At 60.6% G+C, this 17,695-nt stretch carries 12 protein-coding genes and 2 pseudogenes; 11 read left to right on the top strand and 3 right to left on the bottom strand.

The features are described 5' to 3' along the window. Positions 1 to 304 precede the first annotated feature (304 nt). The 6 genes from HW466_RS06995 to HW466_RS06970 all read left to right on the top strand — a co-directional run bounded on the left by HW466_RS06995 (position 305) and on the right by HW466_RS06970 (position 6,540). Positions 305 to 880 carry a fimbrial protein gene (locus tag HW466_RS06995; RefSeq protein ID WP_059508075.1) on the top strand — a complete coding sequence of 192 codons (576 nt, stop codon included), beginning with the start codon at positions 305 to 307 and terminating at the stop codon, positions 878 to 880. Between the two features lie 79 nt (positions 881 to 959). After that, entirely contained in the window at positions 960 to 1,706 is a 747-nt protein-coding gene (locus HW466_RS06990; protein ID WP_155640108.1) for a fimbrial biogenesis chaperone, read from the top strand. A gap of 150 nt (positions 1,707 to 1,856) precedes the next feature. Further along, a complete protein-coding gene (locus HW466_RS06985; protein WP_170296645.1) occupies positions 1,857 to 4,427 on the top strand; it encodes a fimbria/pilus outer membrane usher protein in 2,571 nt (856 codons plus the stop codon). Positions 4,428 to 4,512: 85 nt separating this feature from the next. Further along, positions 4,513 to 5,562 carry a fimbrial protein gene (locus HW466_RS06980; protein ID WP_170296646.1) on the top strand — a complete coding sequence of 350 codons (1,050 nt, stop codon included), beginning with the start codon at positions 4,513 to 4,515 and terminating at the stop codon, positions 5,560 to 5,562. Between the two features lie 56 nt (positions 5,563 to 5,618). Next, the gene (locus HW466_RS06975; protein WP_170296647.1) at positions 5,619 to 6,167 is read left to right on the top strand and encodes a fimbrial protein; all 549 of its coding nucleotides are present in this window, start codon (positions 5,619 to 5,621) and stop codon (positions 6,165 to 6,167) included. Between the two features lie 163 nt (positions 6,168 to 6,330). Beyond that, the gene (locus tag HW466_RS06970) at positions 6,331 to 6,540 is read left to right on the top strand and encodes a hypothetical protein (RefSeq protein ID WP_151004092.1); all 210 of its coding nucleotides are present in this window, start codon (positions 6,331 to 6,333) and stop codon (positions 6,538 to 6,540) included. 305 nt (positions 6,541 to 6,845) lie between these two features. Here HW466_RS06970 and HW466_RS06965 read toward each other — a convergent pair whose 3' ends face one another. The 3 genes from HW466_RS06965 to HW466_RS06955 form a co-directional block, all read right to left on the bottom strand. Continuing rightward, on the bottom strand, positions 6,846 to 7,619 hold the full coding sequence (locus tag HW466_RS06965; RefSeq protein ID WP_059810002.1) for an SDR family oxidoreductase: 774 nt from the start codon (positions 7,617 to 7,619) through the stop codon (positions 6,846 to 6,848). A gap of 114 nt (positions 7,620 to 7,733) precedes the next feature. Further along, positions 7,734 to 9,134, bottom strand: coding sequence for a heavy metal sensor histidine kinase (locus tag HW466_RS06960; RefSeq protein ID WP_151004094.1), 1,401 nt, complete (start codon positions 9,132 to 9,134; stop codon positions 7,734 to 7,736). Further along, positions 9,131 to 9,802, bottom strand: a complete 672-nt coding sequence (locus HW466_RS06955; RefSeq protein ID WP_059508069.1) for a heavy metal response regulator transcription factor — start codon at positions 9,800 to 9,802, stop codon at positions 9,131 to 9,133. The genes HW466_RS06960 and HW466_RS06955 overlap by 4 nt, the downstream gene beginning before the upstream one ends. Positions 9,803 to 10,585: 783 nt before the next feature. On the opposite strand from HW466_RS06955, the gene HW466_RS06950 reads away from it, so the two are divergent. The 5 genes and pseudogenes from HW466_RS06950 to HW466_RS06940 all read left to right on the top strand — a co-directional run bounded on the left by HW466_RS06950 (position 10,586) and on the right by HW466_RS06940 (position 17,499). Next, positions 10,586 to 10,879 (top strand): H-NS histone family protein, encoded by a 294-nt coding sequence (locus tag HW466_RS06950; protein ID WP_060296751.1) that lies wholly within the window; start codon positions 10,586 to 10,588, stop codon positions 10,877 to 10,879. A 194-nt stretch (positions 10,880 to 11,073) separates the two neighbouring features. Continuing rightward, positions 11,074 to 11,160: pseudogene (locus HW466_RS32255) on the top strand (ESPR domain-containing protein); the annotation flags it as partial. Positions 11,161 to 11,556: 396 nt separating this feature from the next. After that, positions 11,557 to 16,146: pseudogene (locus HW466_RS06945) on the top strand (beta strand repeat-containing protein); the annotation flags it as partial. After that, complete coding sequence (locus HW466_RS32395; RefSeq protein ID WP_481968796.1) at positions 16,126 to 16,665, top strand: YadA family autotransporter adhesin; 540 nt, start codon at positions 16,126 to 16,128, stop codon at positions 16,663 to 16,665. The pseudogene HW466_RS06945 and the gene HW466_RS32395, both read left to right, overlap by 21 nt. Positions 16,666 to 17,196: 531 nt before the next feature. After that, positions 17,197 to 17,499 carry an H-NS histone family protein gene (locus tag HW466_RS06940; protein WP_081053811.1) on the top strand — a complete coding sequence of 101 codons (303 nt, stop codon included), beginning with the start codon at positions 17,197 to 17,199 and terminating at the stop codon, positions 17,497 to 17,499. Positions 17,500 to 17,695: the final 196 nt, after the last annotated feature.

Below are 17,695 nucleotides of genomic sequence, written 5' to 3'. Positions count from 1 at the left end.
GCGTTGTCACCGATCGGCCTCCCCACAAAAAAACAATCTGCTTTGGACGAAGCAAATTGAACAGCTGACGTGACCGTGCGAGATCCGAGCCTGCTCACGCCAATAGCGACCGAGCAGGACCATTGAATCCACAAAACAGGGAATCGGCACCGAGGATTTCCTGGCCGCGTGCGTGGTCGCCAAAATCGCCTCGTCCTCAACGAGACAACTCCACTTATCCGGCATATTCGAAATCGCTATTGGCGTGGGCAGGCTCGGCATACTAATCAGAGGCGCAGTGCCTCAACCAGCGAAGGAGTTCCAGATGAGCAAGAAAATCCTTGGGCCGTTATCGGCAGGTGCGGTGGCATTGGCCATCGCGTTGCCGGGCATTTCGCATGCGGCGGACGGTACGATCGATTTCAACGGCGAAGTCGTCTCGCAAACCTGCACGATCAATGGCAACAACACCGGCAAAAGCGACTTCACCGTCACGCTCAAATCGGTGCCGGCGTCGGCGCTCAAGAAGGATGGCGATTTCGCCGAGCGTACGCCGTGGACCATTGCGCTGACCAACTGCACGCCCGCATCCGGCAACGTGACGGTCTACTTCGAACCCGGCCCCCAGGTCGACTTCAACACCGGTCGGCTCAAGAACTCGACCGGCACGGCCACCAACGGCAAGGCGTTTGCCACCAATGTCGAAGTGGGCTTGCTGAACAGCGGGTTCCAGCCGATCACGCTGGGTAACGATCCTTCCACGCAGGGTGCCGACGTCGTGGCGATCGGCGCGGACGGGACGGCTACGCTGAAGTTCTACGCCCAGTACGTGGCAACGGGCGGAGCGGCAACGCCCGGCCCGGTGCAAACCCAGGTCATGTACACGCTGAACTTCAGCTGATCGAGACACGTCGACATGACGCCCGCCCCCTTGCCAGGGGGCCTTCGCATTCCTAATCATCAGAATCGGATTCCCAGACATGTTCCCATGGAAGACAGTAGCGCGTTCCGCCGTCGCGGTGTTGCTGACGTGCGTTTCGACGGCGTACGCCAGTGTCGTGATCATGGGCACACGGGTGATCTACCCCGCCGGCGATCGCGAGGTCTCCATCAAGCTCAGCAACGAAGGATCATCGCCCGCACTGGTGCAGACCTGGCTCGACAAAGGCGATCCCAAGGCGCAACCCGGGGCCGTCCAGCTGCCGTTCACGCTGATGCCGCCGCTGTTCCGCATGGAGCCAAGGAAAGGTCAGACGCTGCGCCTCATTTATACCGGGGAGCCGCTGCCTCAGGACAAGGAATCCGTCTTCTGGCTGAACGTGCTCGAAGTTCCGCCCAAGGCGCAGGTGTCGACGGAAAACGAAAACCTGATGCAATTGGCATTCCGCTACCGCATCAAGATATTTTTCCGGCCGAAGGCGCTGCCGGATAACCCCGACGCAGCCGCCACTCAGCTGAAATGGACGCCCGTGCCGGAAGGCGGCGAAATGAAAGTGCGGGTGGACAATCCCTCCGCCTATCACGTGACGATCGTAAACATCGACGCCGGAATCGACGGCAAGTCGTATTCGGACAGCGTGGGCGGCATGGTCGACCCAGGGGCGAGCATGACGTTCCTCCTGAAGAAGTCCGCCGTCACGCCGGCCGCCGGGCCGTTCGAAGTCAAGTATCGCTATATCAACGACTACGGCGCGGAGGTCAACGCGACATTCCCGAAGAGCAAGTAGCGACACGCGCCGTGCCATCCGTCGCTCGCTGCTCGAGCGACCACGCATGCGGAGCTTCAAGCCGCTCTCCCGATCATGTTCGCGGGTCACCCAGGTTCTCCCATCATCATGTATTCGTATTCGCTCGAATCCGGAAGCAAACGCATCGTCATGAGACCGTTGGTGTTGCTCACGCTATGCGCAGCCAGCGTGATGCAGCCGGTTCGTGCGAACGGCGACACGACGACCAAGGACGTCCAGTTCGACAGTCAGTTCCTGCTGGGGCCGGACGGACGCTCCATCGACGTGAGCCGGTTCGAGAAAGGCAATCCGGTGGTTCCCGGTCAATATCTGGTCGACGTGATCGTGAACGGGAACTGGGTGGGCCGTCAGGCCGTGAAGTTCGGGCCCCGCAACGGCTTGAATGCCGCGCTGTGCTTCGACCGCAAGCTCGCCGAGCGCATCGGCCTGAACTTCGACGTGCTGTCACCGGAGAATCGTGCGCGACTCGCGTCCGCAAACGTCGACGAGTGCCTGGACCTGAGATCGATGGTGGGCGACGCCAGCGTCGATTTCGACCCGTCCGACCTGAGGCTGGATCTCACCGTGCCGCAAGTCGCGGTGAAGCAGAACCCGCAAGGCTACGTGAGCCCGGAGCTGTGGGATGCCGGCGTGCCGTCGGCGACACTGGCCTACAACTTCACGGGCTCGCGTTCGACAGGAGGCGAGGCGACCGACTCTCAGGGCTACCTCGGACTGAACGCGGGAGTCAACGTCGGCAGCTGGCATTTCAGGCACAACGGCTCGATGTCGTGGTCGACGGGGCGAACGCGCGAGTATCAAAGCATCGTCACGTACCTGCAGCACGACGTGCCGTCGCTGAGGAGCCAGGTAAAGATCGGCGACACGTATACCGACGGCCAGTTCTTCGACAGTTTCGGTGTGCGCGGCATTCAACTCGCCACCGACGATCAGATGCTGCCGGAATCGATGCGCGGCTATGCGCCGGTCATTCGCGGCGTCGCGAACTCCAATGCCCGTGTGACGGTCACGCAGAACGGCATCAAGCTTTACGAAACGATCGTGTCGCCCGGCGCGTTCGAGATCAAGGATCTCTATGCGACGGGATACGGCGGCAATCTGCTGGTGACAATCACCGAGGCGGACGGTAGCCAGCGAAGTTTCGCCGTGCCGTACGCGTCGGTCGTGCAGCTGCTGCGTCCGGGAATCTATCGCGTCACGGCCTCCGCGGGCGAGTTGCGCGACCAGCAAATCACATCGAAGGTGAAGGTGGTGCAGTCGACCGTCCAGCGCGGGTTCACCAATCTGCTGACGGGCTATACGGGCGCGATTCTCGCGCAGAATTATTACTCGGCGCTCGTGGGCGTGGCCGTCAACACGGATTTCGGCGCCGTCGCCTTCGACGTCACCCATGCACACGCCGAGATTGGCCCTGCAAACAACAGCAGCGGACAAAGTTTCCGCGTGAGTTTCAGCAAATCCATGCCGGTCACTCAAACGCTCGTGAACGCATCCGCTTCCCGATACTCGTCCAGCGGATTCTGGACGTTTCGCGACGCGATGCTGGCGCGGCAGGCAATCGAACGCGGCAACGACATACAGTGGACCGGCCGGCCTCGTTCGCGCTTGCAGGTATCGCTGTCGCAATCGTTCGGACAACGCTGGGGGACCGTCTTCATGTCGGGCAACCGCGTCGACTATTGGGGGCGTGGCGGCAACGACACGTTCTACAACGCCGGCTATAGCAATTCGTTCCGCAGCATCGGCTACTCCGTGTCGGTATCGCGGCAACGCGTGGGCACGACGTCGGCCATGAGCAACCAGATTTTCGCGAGCATTTCCGTGCCACTCGGCGGTAACGGGCATACGTCGACGCTGACCACGACCTTCACGCGCGACGATGACGCGGGCTCGACGCTGCAGGCCATGTACAACGGCAGCGCGGGCGACTACAACGAGTTCAACTACGGCCTGAGCGCGACGCGCGCCCGCCCGGGATCGAGCGCTGACGCGCATGCGCAATATGCGAGCCCGTACACGACAATCAGCGGTAGCGTCAGCCACGGCAGCGGGTATAGCCGGACAACGGCGACTCTGTCCGGTGCCGTGGTAGCGCACCCGGGCGGTGTGACGCTTGCGCCGAGCATGGGCGACACCGTCGGCGTGATCGACGCGCCGGACGCCGCCGGCGCACGTGTCGAGAACGCGCCCGGCGTCACGGTCGACGGGCTCGGATACGCAATCGTGCCTTTCCTCACGCCGTACAGCCTGAATACCGTTTCGCTCGATCCACGCGGCTTGCCGCTGGATGTGCAGCTGGACACGACCGCTCAACAAATCGCGCCGAGAGCGAACTCGGTCGTCATGCTTCACTTCAAGACGACAACCGGCCGCACGGCGTTGGTGACCGTCCACCTGCCGAATGGAAAGTCGCCGCCGTTCGGCGCGGCGGTGCAGGACGAAAAAGGCAGCGACATCGGAATCATCGGGCAAGGCGGAAAGTTCTTCCTGCAAGGTGCGACCGACAGCGGTCGGCTCACCGTAAAGTGGGGCAACGCGCCGGACGAGACATGCGAGTTTTCCTACAGCCTGCCGCCGCGAGACCGCAAGCAGTTGGTCTACACGACGCTCGATTCGATTTGCACGGCGAAAGCACCCAGGACGGAACACGTAACCGAGTCGGCGCATATCGACGGCTCACCCGACGCTTCCAGCAAGTAGCACGTTGCACAACGTGTGCGTCCAGTCACGAACAACACACCAGAGACCGAAATTCATCTCATGAACACGGATGGCGAGGTTAGCAATGAAGCGTCTGATCAATTATTTTTGTTTGATACCGCTGGTAGCGATACTGTGGTCGCCATCCATCGCAAACGCCGCATTCTGCTTCGGCCTGCCCGGATTTAGTACGAATGTAATAAATTTCCCGGGGAAAACGATCAACCCGGATCGCAACGCCGCGGTCGGCACCGTTCTCGACACGATCACGGTATTTCTTCCGACGAGATGGTCGAACGTCGTTCAATGCAATACACCGCAAGTAGCGATGGCCGTCACCCACAACGGAAATCTCACGAGCCTCGGCAACTATATCTATCAGACAAATGCCCCCGGAATCGGAATCAGAATAAAAACGGTCGTCGACGGCCCGGCATGGGCAAACGGAAATTCCCGGGGGCAAACGTATTACGAGGATCTGGATAACGGCGCCACGCTGACGTCCGATCCGGCAAATTTCTGGGGGCCGTTCCAATGGATCGCCTACGGCGGAACATTCACGCTGGAAATCATCAAAACCGGCGAAATTCAGCCCGGGAAAGTTTTCAGCGCTGAAATTGGAGAGGTTGTTGCCGGCGGGGTCGTATTCAGGCGATTCAATCTTTCCGGCGACGTCGTTGTTCAATACGCGTCGTGCAAAGTCATGTCATCGTCGATTCGCGTGCCGTTGGGCAGCGTGCCGCAGCGGAAATTCACCGGCCCCGGCTCGACAAGCGATCCGGTGAATTTCTCGATTCCGATCGATTGCACCGGCGTCACGCGCAATGTCTACATGACGTTTACCGACAACACGAATCCCGGCAACACCGGCAATGTCCTGCCGCTCACCCGCGATTCAACCGCGCGCGGGATCGGGATCCAGATCCTGCCCGACAGCGCAACCGGGGTCTCGTACCCGATCGCATTCGGCCCGGAGTCCGGTGCGATCAATCAGCAGCTCGTCGCAACCCTTGGACGCCAATCGGATATCGGGCGCGTCGACGTCAAATTGCGCGCACGCTACGTTCAGACCGACGCCAGGGTCGTTCCGGGAACCGCGAACGGAATCCTAACCTATATGCTGTCCTATCAATGATCATGAACATCCGTCGCTGCCGCAGAGTCATTCGATGCCACATGGAGGGGAGTTCGATGCGTCGCTTGCTGTTTGTCGTCGCGCTCACGGTCGCCATTCCGACCGCTTTCCACTTGCTGCCCGCCGTTCGCGCGGAAGATGGAGTGGCAAACTTTCAAGGAATGGTTGAAGGAGCGACTTGCAAGATCAATGGCGAGGAAGGTAACCAAGGGTCGTTCACGGTCAAAGTCGGGACGCTTCCGCTTTCAGCATTTCGCAATGTCGGTGAAATCGCCACCAAGCGGCGATATACGATCACGTTGACCGATTGCACGCCGCCATCGGGACGCGTATCGGTTTATTTCGAACCTGGTCCGACCATCAATCAGAACACGGGACAACTCATCAACACAGGAACGGCCCAGAATATCGAGTTATCGCTCTTGAACAGCGATTTCTCGAAGATCAATCTCGCAGCCGCCCGCGGTGCGCAAAACTCGCAGCAGGTCAACATCGTGGACGGCTCCGCCACTCTCGTCTACTGGGGCGGATATGTTGCTACGTCGCTTCCGGTCATTGCGGGAACCTTCAATACTTCCGTGACATATATCCTGGACTTTGAGTGATTCGCTCCCTACGCGGCCGCAGCGACGGTCGTCAGACTCATCCCACGGCGAGCAGCGACGGACGCGGCTGTCTCATCAGATCCGGATCACCGCGGCCGCCCGTAACATGAGCGCCGCGCCGCCTCGTACCGCCTCGGCAGAAATCGTCTCGATCTGGCGAGTCGTGACGCCCACCATCGCCTATACGATCGAGGCACGCTCGGATCGGACCTGGCTACCGTACGCGATCGACTCGTACCGGCGTCATCGTTCGTGGACGATGTGCCCGCTCACGCCGCAGCCGGCCACGGACGACGTGGAGGCTGCAATCCTCACGTGGGCCGATACGCTCGGCGAAGAATGCAAGCTGTACTGCATATGGCGCGCAGATTGACGTTCGATGAATACGGCGTTATGCCGCTAGAACCGGTCAAGAAAAACAGAGACGCTCCCATCGGCAGGACCTTCCTTCTCTCGAGCCGCAGGCAGCGGAATCTTCGCTCAATGCGTGGCGTCCCATTTCTGATCGATGTTTCGTGATCGCTCTGTTCTGCGAAACATTTGGCCTGCTGCGATTTCGACAAAACGCGTCCCGTAGCGGTGATGCTGATCCCGCAGTGGCGTGGCAATTTCGCTTTGGCCACGCCACCGTCGTCGCCCGCAGTGAGAAATGGATATGAATCGCTTCCTGCGCGTGCGCTACTTCGTCGTATAGCCACCGTTGATCAGAATCGTCTGGCCGGTGATCCACCAGCCGTCGGTCACGAGATGGCGGATGAACGGCACGACATCCTCGATGTCGGTCAGGCCCGTCTTGCTGAACGGCGACAGCGCGGCGGCGGTCTTGTGATACGCGACCGCATCGGCGCCTTCGGCCGGATAGAAGAACGGTGTATCCATCGGGCCAGGGCCGACCGCCGTTACGGAGATTCCGCGCGCGCCGAACTCCTTCGCCGCCGCCCGCGTAAAGTGCTCGACCGGCGCCTTGGTTCCCGCGTAGGCCGCGTAGAACGGCGTGAACGCGCCGAGCAGCGACGTCACCAGCGTGACGATCTTGCCATTGTCGTTGACGTGCCTGCCCGCCTCGCGCAGGAAGAAGAACGCGGACTTCGCGTTCACCGCCGCCATTTCGTCGTACTCGGCCTCGGTGATCTCCGTGAACGGCTTTTTCAGCACCTTGCCGACCGTATTGATCGCGACGTCCGGGCGCCCGAACGTCGCGATCGTGTCCAGGAACAGCGCCTCCACCGCAGCCGCACTCGTCAGATCCGCCTGGAAGGTGGCGGCTTCGCACCCCGCCGCCTCGATTGCCGCGACCGTCGCATCGGCCTCCGCCTTCGAACTCGCGCTGTTGTAGTGAATCGCTATCGCCTTGGCGCCGTGGCTTGCCAGGTCTCGCGCGATCAGCCCGCCGAGATTCTTTGCGCCGCCTGCGATCAGGATGACCTTGCCCTTGATGTCGTGATTACCCACCGCTCCTCCGATATGAAAGATCTTGCCAACCATCGAACCGAGCATCGACATTAGAGCAAAAAGCGCCTCCGCGTGGCTGCAACAACCAAATTTGACAGTCGAAAACACGCGCACTTAATCGTGCGAATCCGGCGTCGGAAATGTGAGCGTGAAAACGGTCTCTCCGTCAGCGCTGACGACACCGACCGTGCCGCGATGGAGTTCCATGATCGACTTGACGATGGCCAGCCCGAGACCGGCATTCTTCGACGAGCCGCGGCGCGACGGATCGGCTCGATAAAAGCGCTCGAACAGGCGGGCCGCATGTTCGGCCGGTATATCGTCTCCTTCGTTTCGGACACCGATCGACGTCGATCCTCCGTGCCCGGCAATGGCGGTACGAACGATCGTGCCGGGCCGCGCGTGCTCGACCGCATTCGACAGCAGGTTCGCGACCGCACGCTGGAACAGCATTTCATCGGCGACGACGGTAGCGGCGCCATCGATAACGATCCGGACATTCCGGTCGCTCGCGACCTCGTTGTAGTACATGACGATCTTCGCGAGCGCCTCGCCGACATCGAAACGCTCGAGCGTGACATGCTGCGTCGCGTGATCGGAGCGTGCGAGAAACAGCATGTTGTCGAGCATTCTCTGAAGCCGTTTGCATTCCTCCACATTGGATTCGATCAGCGTTTCGTATTCGGCGCGTTCCCGTTCGCGTGACAGGATCACTTGCGATGCGCTGATGATGTTCGCGAGCGGCGTGCGCATGTCATGCGCGACATCCGACGAGAAGCGCGACAATTGATCGAATGCGAGCTGCAGACGATCCAGCATTCGGTTGATCGATCGGGTAATCTCGACGAGTTCCAGCGGGGCGTGGTCCATGTTCAGCCGCTCGTCGAGTCGGCTCGCCTCGATGCGCGCCGCGTGCCGCCCGATTTCACGCACCGGATGCAGCCCGCTGCGCATGATCGCGTAACCGAGCGCGGCGATCAACAGCGCACCGGCCGCGGCCGCAACCACGACATGGATCAGATAGGCATGCATGAGTGCGGTCCGGTCGCCCGCGCTTCGCACGATCGCGACTGTCACGGCATTGCCGTCCGCGAGCAGCACCGGGCCGTGCATGCATTCGGCCGGACCGATGCCGGGCGGCGCACACGCGTATGCCCGGTTCGGTTCATGCTCGCTGGCGATGCCCGCATCCAGCGCCACGCCCACCGACGCCGAATGCTGGATGACCGACTCGCCGTTTGCGTCGAACACCGCGACGAACAAGCCCGAATGCGACTGCAACGCTTCGTGAAACAGCGGCCCGGCCTGCCGGACGCCATCGAGCGTCCGGGACTCGTGCAAGATCTGTCCGATCTGCTGCAGCTTGTCGGAAATCTCGCCGTCATCGCGTTGTCGGAGTTCCGTGGACAGCGCCTGGTACAGAAACGTGCCGAGCAGGAACAGCACGACGACGCCAGCCAGCGCGAACGCCATGGTCAACCGGCCGAGCAGCGAATAAGACTGCGGGCGCGTCATGAAGATCGATCTTCCAGCACGTACCCCATGCCACGCACCGTGTGCAGCAGCTTCGGATCCTGATCGTCGATCTTCAGGCGCAACCGCCGGATCGCGACGTCAACGACGTTCGTGTCGCTGTCGAAATTCATGTCCCAGACCTGCGACGTGATGAACGCGCGCGTCAGGGTCTCGCCCTCGCGCTCGGCCAGCAACTGCAGCAGCGCGAATTCCTGTGCGGTCAATTCAATGCGTGCGCCGCCACGCGTCACACGTCGCTTGACGATGTCGATCTCGAGATTCGAGATCCTCAGCATGGTGCGATTGTCGTGGCGCGTCCGGCGCAATAACGAGCGAATGCGCGCGAGCAATTCGGCGTAGTCGAAAGGCTTCGGCAGGTAATCGTCCGCGCCGAGTTCGAGTCCCTCCACCTTGTCGGTGATCTTGTCGCGCGCGGTGAGCAGCAGCACCGGTGTGTGTTTCTGTTTCCGCAATCGACGCAACACTTCGAAGCCGTCGACGACGGGCAACATCACGTCGAGGATCACCAGATCGAAATCCTCGCTCAATGCCAGAAACAGCCCGTCCTCGCCGTTGCTCGCGGTGGCGACGCCGTAGCTCGCCTCGGTCAGGCCCTTGTGCAAGTACGACCGCATTTTTTCTTCGTCTTCGACAATCAGGATGCGCATGGTCTCGAGCGTGCCCGGGTTTGGTTGACCGGAATTTATGCGGCGCGGGCGCTGCACCTCGAAAAGATAGCGCCAAAGACGGCAATTTTCCAGACAACGAAGATGAACGGATTGTCATCTGGCAGCAATTTAGCTGATGTCGCCTCGTCGTTAATCTCGTCTCAAGCTCGATCGGGCGCCGTTCCCGGGAAATCGCCCCGTCGGTGATCGCGCATCAGGAAAACAGGATTTCGTTCAGGTCATGCATCCAGACTTCGGCAGACGCACCTTCATCACCCGCATTGGCGCCGCCGGCCCGGCCGGCGGGTCCGGCCTGCGGCGGTCGCACGCATGGCCGATTGCCGCTCGCCCAGCTCGGACTGTTCGGCGCGATGCTCCGGCTGCTTCAATAAACCTGTACTGGCTCGTTCCGCGTCTGGAAGCACGAATACGGCGCCAGAAACCATGCGAGCGCTACCGCGGCGCTTCGCGGGAGCCCGCCAATCGAATCGGCGTGCGCCTGCTCACCCTGCTCGCGACCGCCGCGCCGGGCGGGCAGATTCCGCGCCCAAGCTAATTTAATAAATTAATCACACGGGGAATGGTCAACAATGGAAATATCAAAAACATAAGCCCAAAAAACACGCGAGACCGTCGCTATACTTTCGTCATGCAGTACAGCCGGAAAGCGACGGATTAATAGCTGAGACAAGATATACCACGGACATCGAAACAAAATTGCCAAGCCCGCCCCATCGGAAGCGCAACGATGTTCGTTACGTTAAATTGCCGAGTGAGGTCAAAATGACTGAATTCTACAATTACTTGAACAGAAAGGCCTCGCTCGAGGCGCAGATCAACGAAGAGCGATTTCTCTGTCGCAACAAAGTATTGTCGGAAATTCTGATCGCTATTGAAGAGTTCAAGTTCGTCCCGGACGAAGTGTTCCCGCGCACCGAAAAACGCAAGGTTCGACCGCGTTATTTCGATCCCAAGACTGGCGCAATCTGGAGCGGCAGAGGGAAAGAGCCACACTGGATTCGTGGCAAGGATCGCCGGATGTTCGAACTGGAAAGCGATTCGCTGCAAATGAAGTGAAGAATTACCGATCTTCAAACTAATTAAAAATACTTGAAGGCACCACCAGAAGTGCCCTCATAGCGCAGAGACCGTCAATACAACCATTGCGAGATTAACCATCAACTTCGACATATGCCGAAGTTGATGGCTTTTTTGCGTCGACGAAATTCATTTGTCGATTTTTTACAATTAATATCCACTGCATCGTTAACATGAACAAGATTTACAAGATCATATGGTCGCACGTCTCATCCGGATGGGTGGTCGTGTCGGAAGGCGCAAAGCAGCGAGGCAAGACCGCTTCGATCAAGGAAGCACCGCGGCTGAGCAGCGAATTTCACCACGCGGTTTGGGTCGGCAAACTGGGCATTGTCCCGCTGCTGCTTCTTTCCGCATTTTCCCCGAGCGTGTTTGCCCAGCAAGTTCCGGCGGTGCTGTCCGGATTGGTTCAAACCGCTACTTTCGACAAGAATACGTACGTATCTACTTACCAACTCCTGTCCAACAACGATAACCAACTTTCCGGGGGTACCCCCGAGGGCATTTTGTTAAGTGGATTCGGAAATGGAACGCCGGTCCTAAACTATTTTTACGGATATACCGACAGCAACGGGCTCACCAATATCATTATCGGGGACAGCACGGGCGACGCCAACAACGCTTCGCTTTTCCGCGTAAACGCTGGGCGGATTCAGATGGGAAATGGGGCGAGTGCAGGCGCGAATTCCTCTATCGCACTTGGGGTAAATGCCTCAGCCGCCGGAAACAACGGCATCGCGCTTGGGGTAAACGCCTCAGCCGCCGGAAACAACAGCATGGCACTTGGGGGAAACGCCACAGCCGCCGGAAACAACGGCATCGCCATCGGTCAATCGGCATCGGCAGGTCCCCGTGGCGACAATACGGCAATCGGTCTCGGCTCAGTTGCAGCAGCATCCAATGGAGCGATCAATGGTGCGACAGCTCTTGGCGCCGGAGCAAGTGCGACAGGAGCAAACTCGATTGCGATTGGCATGAGGGCCGGTTTTGCGACTATCGCATCCGGAGACGGAGCCATCGCAATGGGCAATTCCGCCTCGGCAACTGCGGTCACATCCATTGCGCTCGGTCGGCAAGCGGTATCGAACCAAAATGGCGCTATTGCAATGGGGCAAAGTGCATCGGCGACCGGATCCGGATCTCTGGCACTCGGAGGAGCAACAGGCGGATTTGGATCGGCCGGCGGAGCGGCTGCGAGCGGAACCAATGCCGTCGCGCTCGGCAATGGTTCGGTCGCGAACGTGGCGAATTCAGTCGCGCTCGGCTCCAGTTCCGTGACGGCCAGTGCGCTGTCGACGACGACCGGTGGTAACACCGCTGTCACCAGCACAACGATCGGCGGACAGTTATTCGGAAACTACGCGGCCGGGACGCCAGCAGGCGGCCTTGTCAGCGTCGGCCAACCGAACCTCGAGCGTCGTATCCAGAATGTCGCGGCGGGCCTCGTGAGCCCAAGCAGCACCGACGCAATCAATGGCAGCCAACTGTACGCAGTTGCGAGCGCCACTACGTCGAACATTGCAAGCCTGTCGACGTCGACCTCGACGGGGATCAACTCGTTGTCGACGGGGCTGAGCTCGACCAACAGTTCGGTGGTTTCGCTGTCGACTTCCACGTCGACCGGTCTGTCGTCGGCGACCAGCTCGATTTCGTCGCTGTCGACGTCGACTTCGACGGGCATCAACTCGTTGTCCACCGGCCTCAGCTCGACCAACAGCATCGTGGCTTCGCTGTCGACCTCCACGTCGACGGGTCTGTCGTCGGCGACCAGTTCGATCGGCTCGCTGTCCACTTCGACTTCGACGGGCATCAACTCGTTGTCGACCGGCCTCAGTTCGACCGATAGCACCGTCGCTTCGCTGTCGATTTCCACGTCGACCGGTCTGTCGTCGGCGACCAGCTCGATCAGCTCGCTGTCCACTTCGACTTCGACCGGCATCAACTCGTTGTCGACGGGCCTCAGCTCGACCAACAGCACGGTCGCTTCGCTGTCGACTTCCACGTCGACCGGCCTCTCGTCGGCTACTAGCTCCATCAGCTCGTTGTCCACTTCGACTTCGACGGGCATCAACTCGTTGTCGACGGGCCTCAGCTCGACCAACAGCACCGTCGCTTCGCTGTCGACTTCGACGTCGACCGGCCTGTCGTCGGCTAACAGCTCGATCAGCTCGTTGTCCACCTCGACTTCGACAGGTATCAATTCGCTGTCGACCTCCACGTCGACTGGCCTTTCGTCGGCAACGAGCTCGATTAGCTCGCTGTCTACGTCGACTTCGACGGGGATCAACTCGTTGTCGACCGGCCTCAGCTCGACCAACAGCACGGTGGCTTCGCTCTCGACTTCGACGTCGACCGGTCTCTCGTCGGCAACCAGCTCGATCAGCTCGTTGTCCACCTCGACTTCGACGGGCATCAACTCGTTGTCCACCGGCCTCAGCTCGACCAACAGCACCGTGGCTTCGCTGTCGACCTCGACGTCGACGGGTCTGTCGTCGGCGACCAGCTCGATCAGCTCGCTGTCCACCTCGACCTCGACGAGCATCAACTCGCTGTCGACGGGCCTGAGCTCGACCGATAGCACGGTGGCTTCGCTGTCGACTTCGACGTCGACCGGCCTCTCGTCGGCGAACAGCTCGATCAACTCGTTGTCCACCTCGACTTCGACGGGGATCAATTCGCTGTCCACGGGCCTCAGCTCGACCAACAGCACCGTCGCTTCGCTGTCGACCTCCACGTCGACGGGCCTCTCGTCCGCAACGAGCTCGATCAGCTCGCTGTCCACGTCGACTTCGACGGGCATCAACTCGTTGTCCACCGGCCTCAGCTCGACGAACAGCACCGTGGCCTCGCTGTCGACCTCCACGTCGACCGGCCTCTCGTCGGCGACCAGCTCGATCAGCTCGCTGTCCACGTCGACTTCGACAGGTATTAACTCGCTGTCGACCGGCCTCAGCTCGACCAACAGCTCGGTGGCTTCGCTGTCGACTTCGACGTCGACCGGCCTCTCGTCGGCTACCAGCTCGATCAGCTCGCTGTCCACGTCGACTTCGACCGGCATCAGCTCGTTGTCGACCGGCCTCAGCTCGACCGACAGCACCGTGGCTTCGCTCTCGACCTCCACGTCGACTGGTCTGTCCTCGGCAACGAGTTCGATCAGCTCGCTGTCCACCTCGACCTCGACGGGCATCAACTCCCTGTCGACGGGCCTGAGCTCGACCAACAGCACCGTGGCTTCGCTCTCGACTTCGACGTCGACCGGTCTGTCGTCGGCAACGAGTTCGATCAGCTCCCTGTCCACGTCGACTTCGACGGGCATCAACTCGCTGTCGACCGGCCTCAGCTCGGCCAACAGCACCGTGGCGTCGCTCTCGACCTCCACGTCGACGGGCCTCTCGTCGGCAACGAGCTCGATCAGCTCGCTGTCGACCGGTCTGAGCTCGACCGATAGCACGGTGGCTTCGCTGTCGACTTCCACGTCGACCGGCCTCTCGTCGGCTAACAGCTCGATCGGCTCGTTGTCGACTTCCACGTCAACCGGTCTGTCCTCGGCAACGAGCTCGATCAGCTCGCTCTCGACGTCAACCTCGACCGGCATTAACTCGCTGTCCACGGGCCTCAGCTCGACCGACAGCACCGTGGCTTCGTTGTCGACTTCCACGTCGACCGGCCTGTCGTCGGCCACCAGCTCGATTTCGTCGCTCTCCACGTCGACCTCGACCGGCATCAATTCGCTGTCGACGGGCCTCAGCTCGACCGACAGCACCGTGGCTTCGCTGTCCACCTCCACGTCGACCGGTCTCTCCTCGGCAACGAGTTCGATCAGCTCGCTGTCCACCTCGACCTCGACGGGCATCAACTCGTTGTCGACGGGCCTCAGCTCGACCGACAGCACCGTGGCTTCGCTGTCCACCTCCACGTCGACCGGTCTCTCGTCGGCCACCAGCTCGATCAGCTCGCTGTCCACGTCGACCTCGACAGGTATCAACTCGCTGTCGACCGGCCTCTCGTCGGCGACCAGCTCGATCAGTTCACTGTCCACATCGACTTCGACCGGCATCAGCTCGCTGTCAACGGGCCTCAGTTCTACCGACAGCACCGTGTCTTCGCTGTCGACTTCCACGTCGACCGGTCTGTCGTCGGCAACGAGTTCGATCAGCTCGCTGTCCACCTCGACTTCGACCGGCATCAACTCGTTGTCGACGGGTCTGAGCTCGACCAACAGCACCGTGGCATCGCTGTCGACTTCCACGTCGACCGGTCTGTCGTCGGCCACCAGCTCGATTTCGTCGCTCTCGACGTCGACCTCGACGGGTATCAACTCGTTGTCGACGGGCCTCAGCTCGACCGATAGCACCGTGGCTTCGCTGTCGACCTCCACGTCGACGGGTCTCTCGTCGGCCACCAGCTCGATCAGTTCGTTGTCCACCTCGACTTCGACGGGTATCAACTCGCTGTCGACCGGCCTCAGCTCGACCAACAGCTCGATCAGCTCGCTGTCCACCTCGACCTCGACCGGCATCAACTCGCTGTCGACCGGCCTGAGCTCGACCGACAGCACCGTGGCTTCGCTGTCGACTTCCACGTCGACGGGGATCAACTCCCTTTCGACCGGCCTGTCGTCGGCCACCAGCTCGATCAGCTCGTTGTCCACGTCGACCTCGACCAGCATCAATTCGCTGTCGACGGGTCTGAGCTCCACCAACAGCAATGTCTCGTCGCTGTCCACCGGACTGAGCTCCATTACCAACAACGTCTCGTCGCTGTCCACTGGGCTGAGCTCCATTACGAACAACGTCTCGTCGCTGTCTACCGGTCTGAGTTCCACCAACAGCAATGTCTCGTCGCTGTCCACCGGTCTGAGCTCCACCAATAGCAATGTCTCGTCGCTGTCGACGGGTCTGAGCTCGACCAACAGCGCCGTCTCGTCACTGTCCACGTCGACCTCGACCGGCCTCAGCTCGACAAACAGCAACGTCGCTTCGCTGTCGACCGGGCTTTCCACGACCAACGCCAACCTGGCGTCTCTTTCGACCGCGGTCGCGCCGTTGATCTCGATCAAAACGCAGACGACGGATGGCAGCACCACAATCGGTTCAGGATCGTCGGCAGCCGCGAATTCGACGGCGGTCGGCCAGAATGCGACCGCGTCGGGCACGAATTCGACCGCAGTGGGCCAAGGGGCAACGGCCTCGGGACAGAACTCGACCGCCGAGGGTCAAGGGGCAATCGCTTCGGGGAAAAACTCGAAGGCCGACGGCCAGGCTGCAGCTGCAACGGGCGACAATTCAACGGCACTGGGGCAAGGATCGACGGCTTCCGGAGTCAATACGACCGCGGTGGGCCAGGGCAGCATGGCAAGCGCTCCGAACTCCGTTGCGATCGGCGCGGGTTCGGTAGCCTCGGCGCCGAACACCGTTTCGTTCGGATCCCCGGGCAACGAACGGCGGCTGACGAACGTGGCGCCTGGCATCAACGGCACGGACGCCGCGAACATGAATCAACTGTGGGGCGTCCAATCCACCGTCAACGAGGTGGCCCGTCGTGCGTACTCAGGCGTCGCCGCGGCAACCGCGTTGACGATGATTCCGGAAGTCGACCCGGGCAAAACAATCGCGGTAGGGATCGGCGGTGGCAGCTACCAAGGGTACTCGGCTTCGGCGATCGGCGTGTCCGTCCGCTTCAGCGACAACCTGAAGGCGAAGCTCGGCGTCGGGATCAGCGGCAATGGCAGCACTTATGGCGGAGGCGTGTCCTATCAGTGGTAAGTCGAAATGCCCCGGGCGTCGCAGTTGCGACTGGCGCTCGGGGCGTTATTGCATGAAGGAGATGGCAGCGAGATCACCACTTCCCGGCCGTCGGAAACCGCTCCGCCCAACGACGGACCGCATGAGACCAGCTCGCAGTGCACCAGCGTCACGCCGACTGCAATCGCTTGCGTCGCGTCTGCCGCTCGCGTGAGCAGGGCCTCCGGCACCGACCGACGCGTTGCGGACATCCGTTGTCGCCACAATCCGCACTCGCAACCTGTAGCCGGTCGCCAGTCGAACCCCGCATGTGGCCCTCGTCCAATTCTCCGATGCACCGATATCGTGAAAATCCTGGACATTCAGGATTGGAAAATAAATCCATTAAATAAAACGCCAACTGCAAAGCATGTAAAAAAAGTTCGTTTCAAGAACCAACTCCCAAGACGCCATCGATACAATTTCATACAGCACCGCGACGTTCGCCGGTTCATGAAAATTCATTACAACAAAACTACATAGGGGACCTTATAGAAACCACACGAGACCAAGATGACAGAGCCTTCAGATTGCCCAGGGAGAAGAACCGCGCCAGAGGAACAGATCAATGAGAACAACGTTCCCTGTCGAAAGAAAGTGTTGGCGGAAATTCTGATGGCGGTCGCGGAATTTCAATTCACCCTGGACGAACTGTTTCCGGACGTGCGCAAGCGCAAGGCCCACCCGCGCTACTTCGATCCGGTCAGCGGAGCGACGTGGAGCGGCCGGGGAAGAGAGCCTCACTGGATCCGCGGCAAGGATCGCAGGGCGTTCGAACTGGATAACGGCCCGCCGGCAAACGAGCCGGAACGCTGACACGGCGTCGACCGAACATGCGGTCATTGCCGTGTCGACGCGAGCGCACCATTCACCGAATCGCGGCCGCATCCGACACGCCGTGTTTCGGGCGTGATGGCAGGTGGCGCCCGGCACGGCCGTTCGTCACCGCCGATTCCTGCTCCATGAGCATTGCATTTGACAGCGTCGGCCGCCGGCCTTCATTTCGTCTTCG

Source organism: Burkholderia territorii (genome assembly GCF_902833055.1).
GTDB classification, from domain to species: Bacteria; Pseudomonadota; Gammaproteobacteria; order Burkholderiales; family Burkholderiaceae; genus Burkholderia; species Burkholderia territorii.
Note: the sequence above shows the minus strand (reverse complement) of the source record. Positions and strands in the feature narration are given on the sequence as shown.

Coding starts and splice junctions, on each gene's coding strand:
- HW466_RS06955 (WP_059508069.1), bottom strand. CDS start 9,802: ATGCGCATCCTGATTGTCGAAGACGAAGAAAAAATGCGGTCGTACTTG.
- HW466_RS06990 (WP_155640108.1), top strand. CDS start 960: ATGTTCCCATGGAAGACAGTAGCGCGTTCCGCCGTCGCGGTGTTGCTG.
- HW466_RS06975 (WP_170296647.1), top strand. CDS start 5,619: ATGCGTCGCTTGCTGTTTGTCGTCGCGCTCACGGTCGCCATTCCGACC.
- HW466_RS06980 (WP_170296646.1), top strand. CDS start 4,513: ATGAAGCGTCTGATCAATTATTTTTGTTTGATACCGCTGGTAGCGATA.
- HW466_RS06985 (WP_170296645.1), top strand. CDS start 1,857: ATGAGACCGTTGGTGTTGCTCACGCTATGCGCAGCCAGCGTGATGCAG.
- HW466_RS06940 (WP_081053811.1), top strand. CDS start 17,197: ATGACAGAGCCTTCAGATTGCCCAGGGAGAAGAACCGCGCCAGAGGAA.
- HW466_RS06960 (WP_151004094.1), bottom strand. CDS start 9,134: ATGACGCGCCCGCAGTCTTATTCGCTGCTCGGCCGGTTGACCATGGCG.
- HW466_RS06995 (WP_059508075.1), top strand. CDS start 305: ATGAGCAAGAAAATCCTTGGGCCGTTATCGGCAGGTGCGGTGGCATTG.
- HW466_RS06950 (WP_060296751.1), top strand. CDS start 10,586: ATGACTGAATTCTACAATTACTTGAACAGAAAGGCCTCGCTCGAGGCG.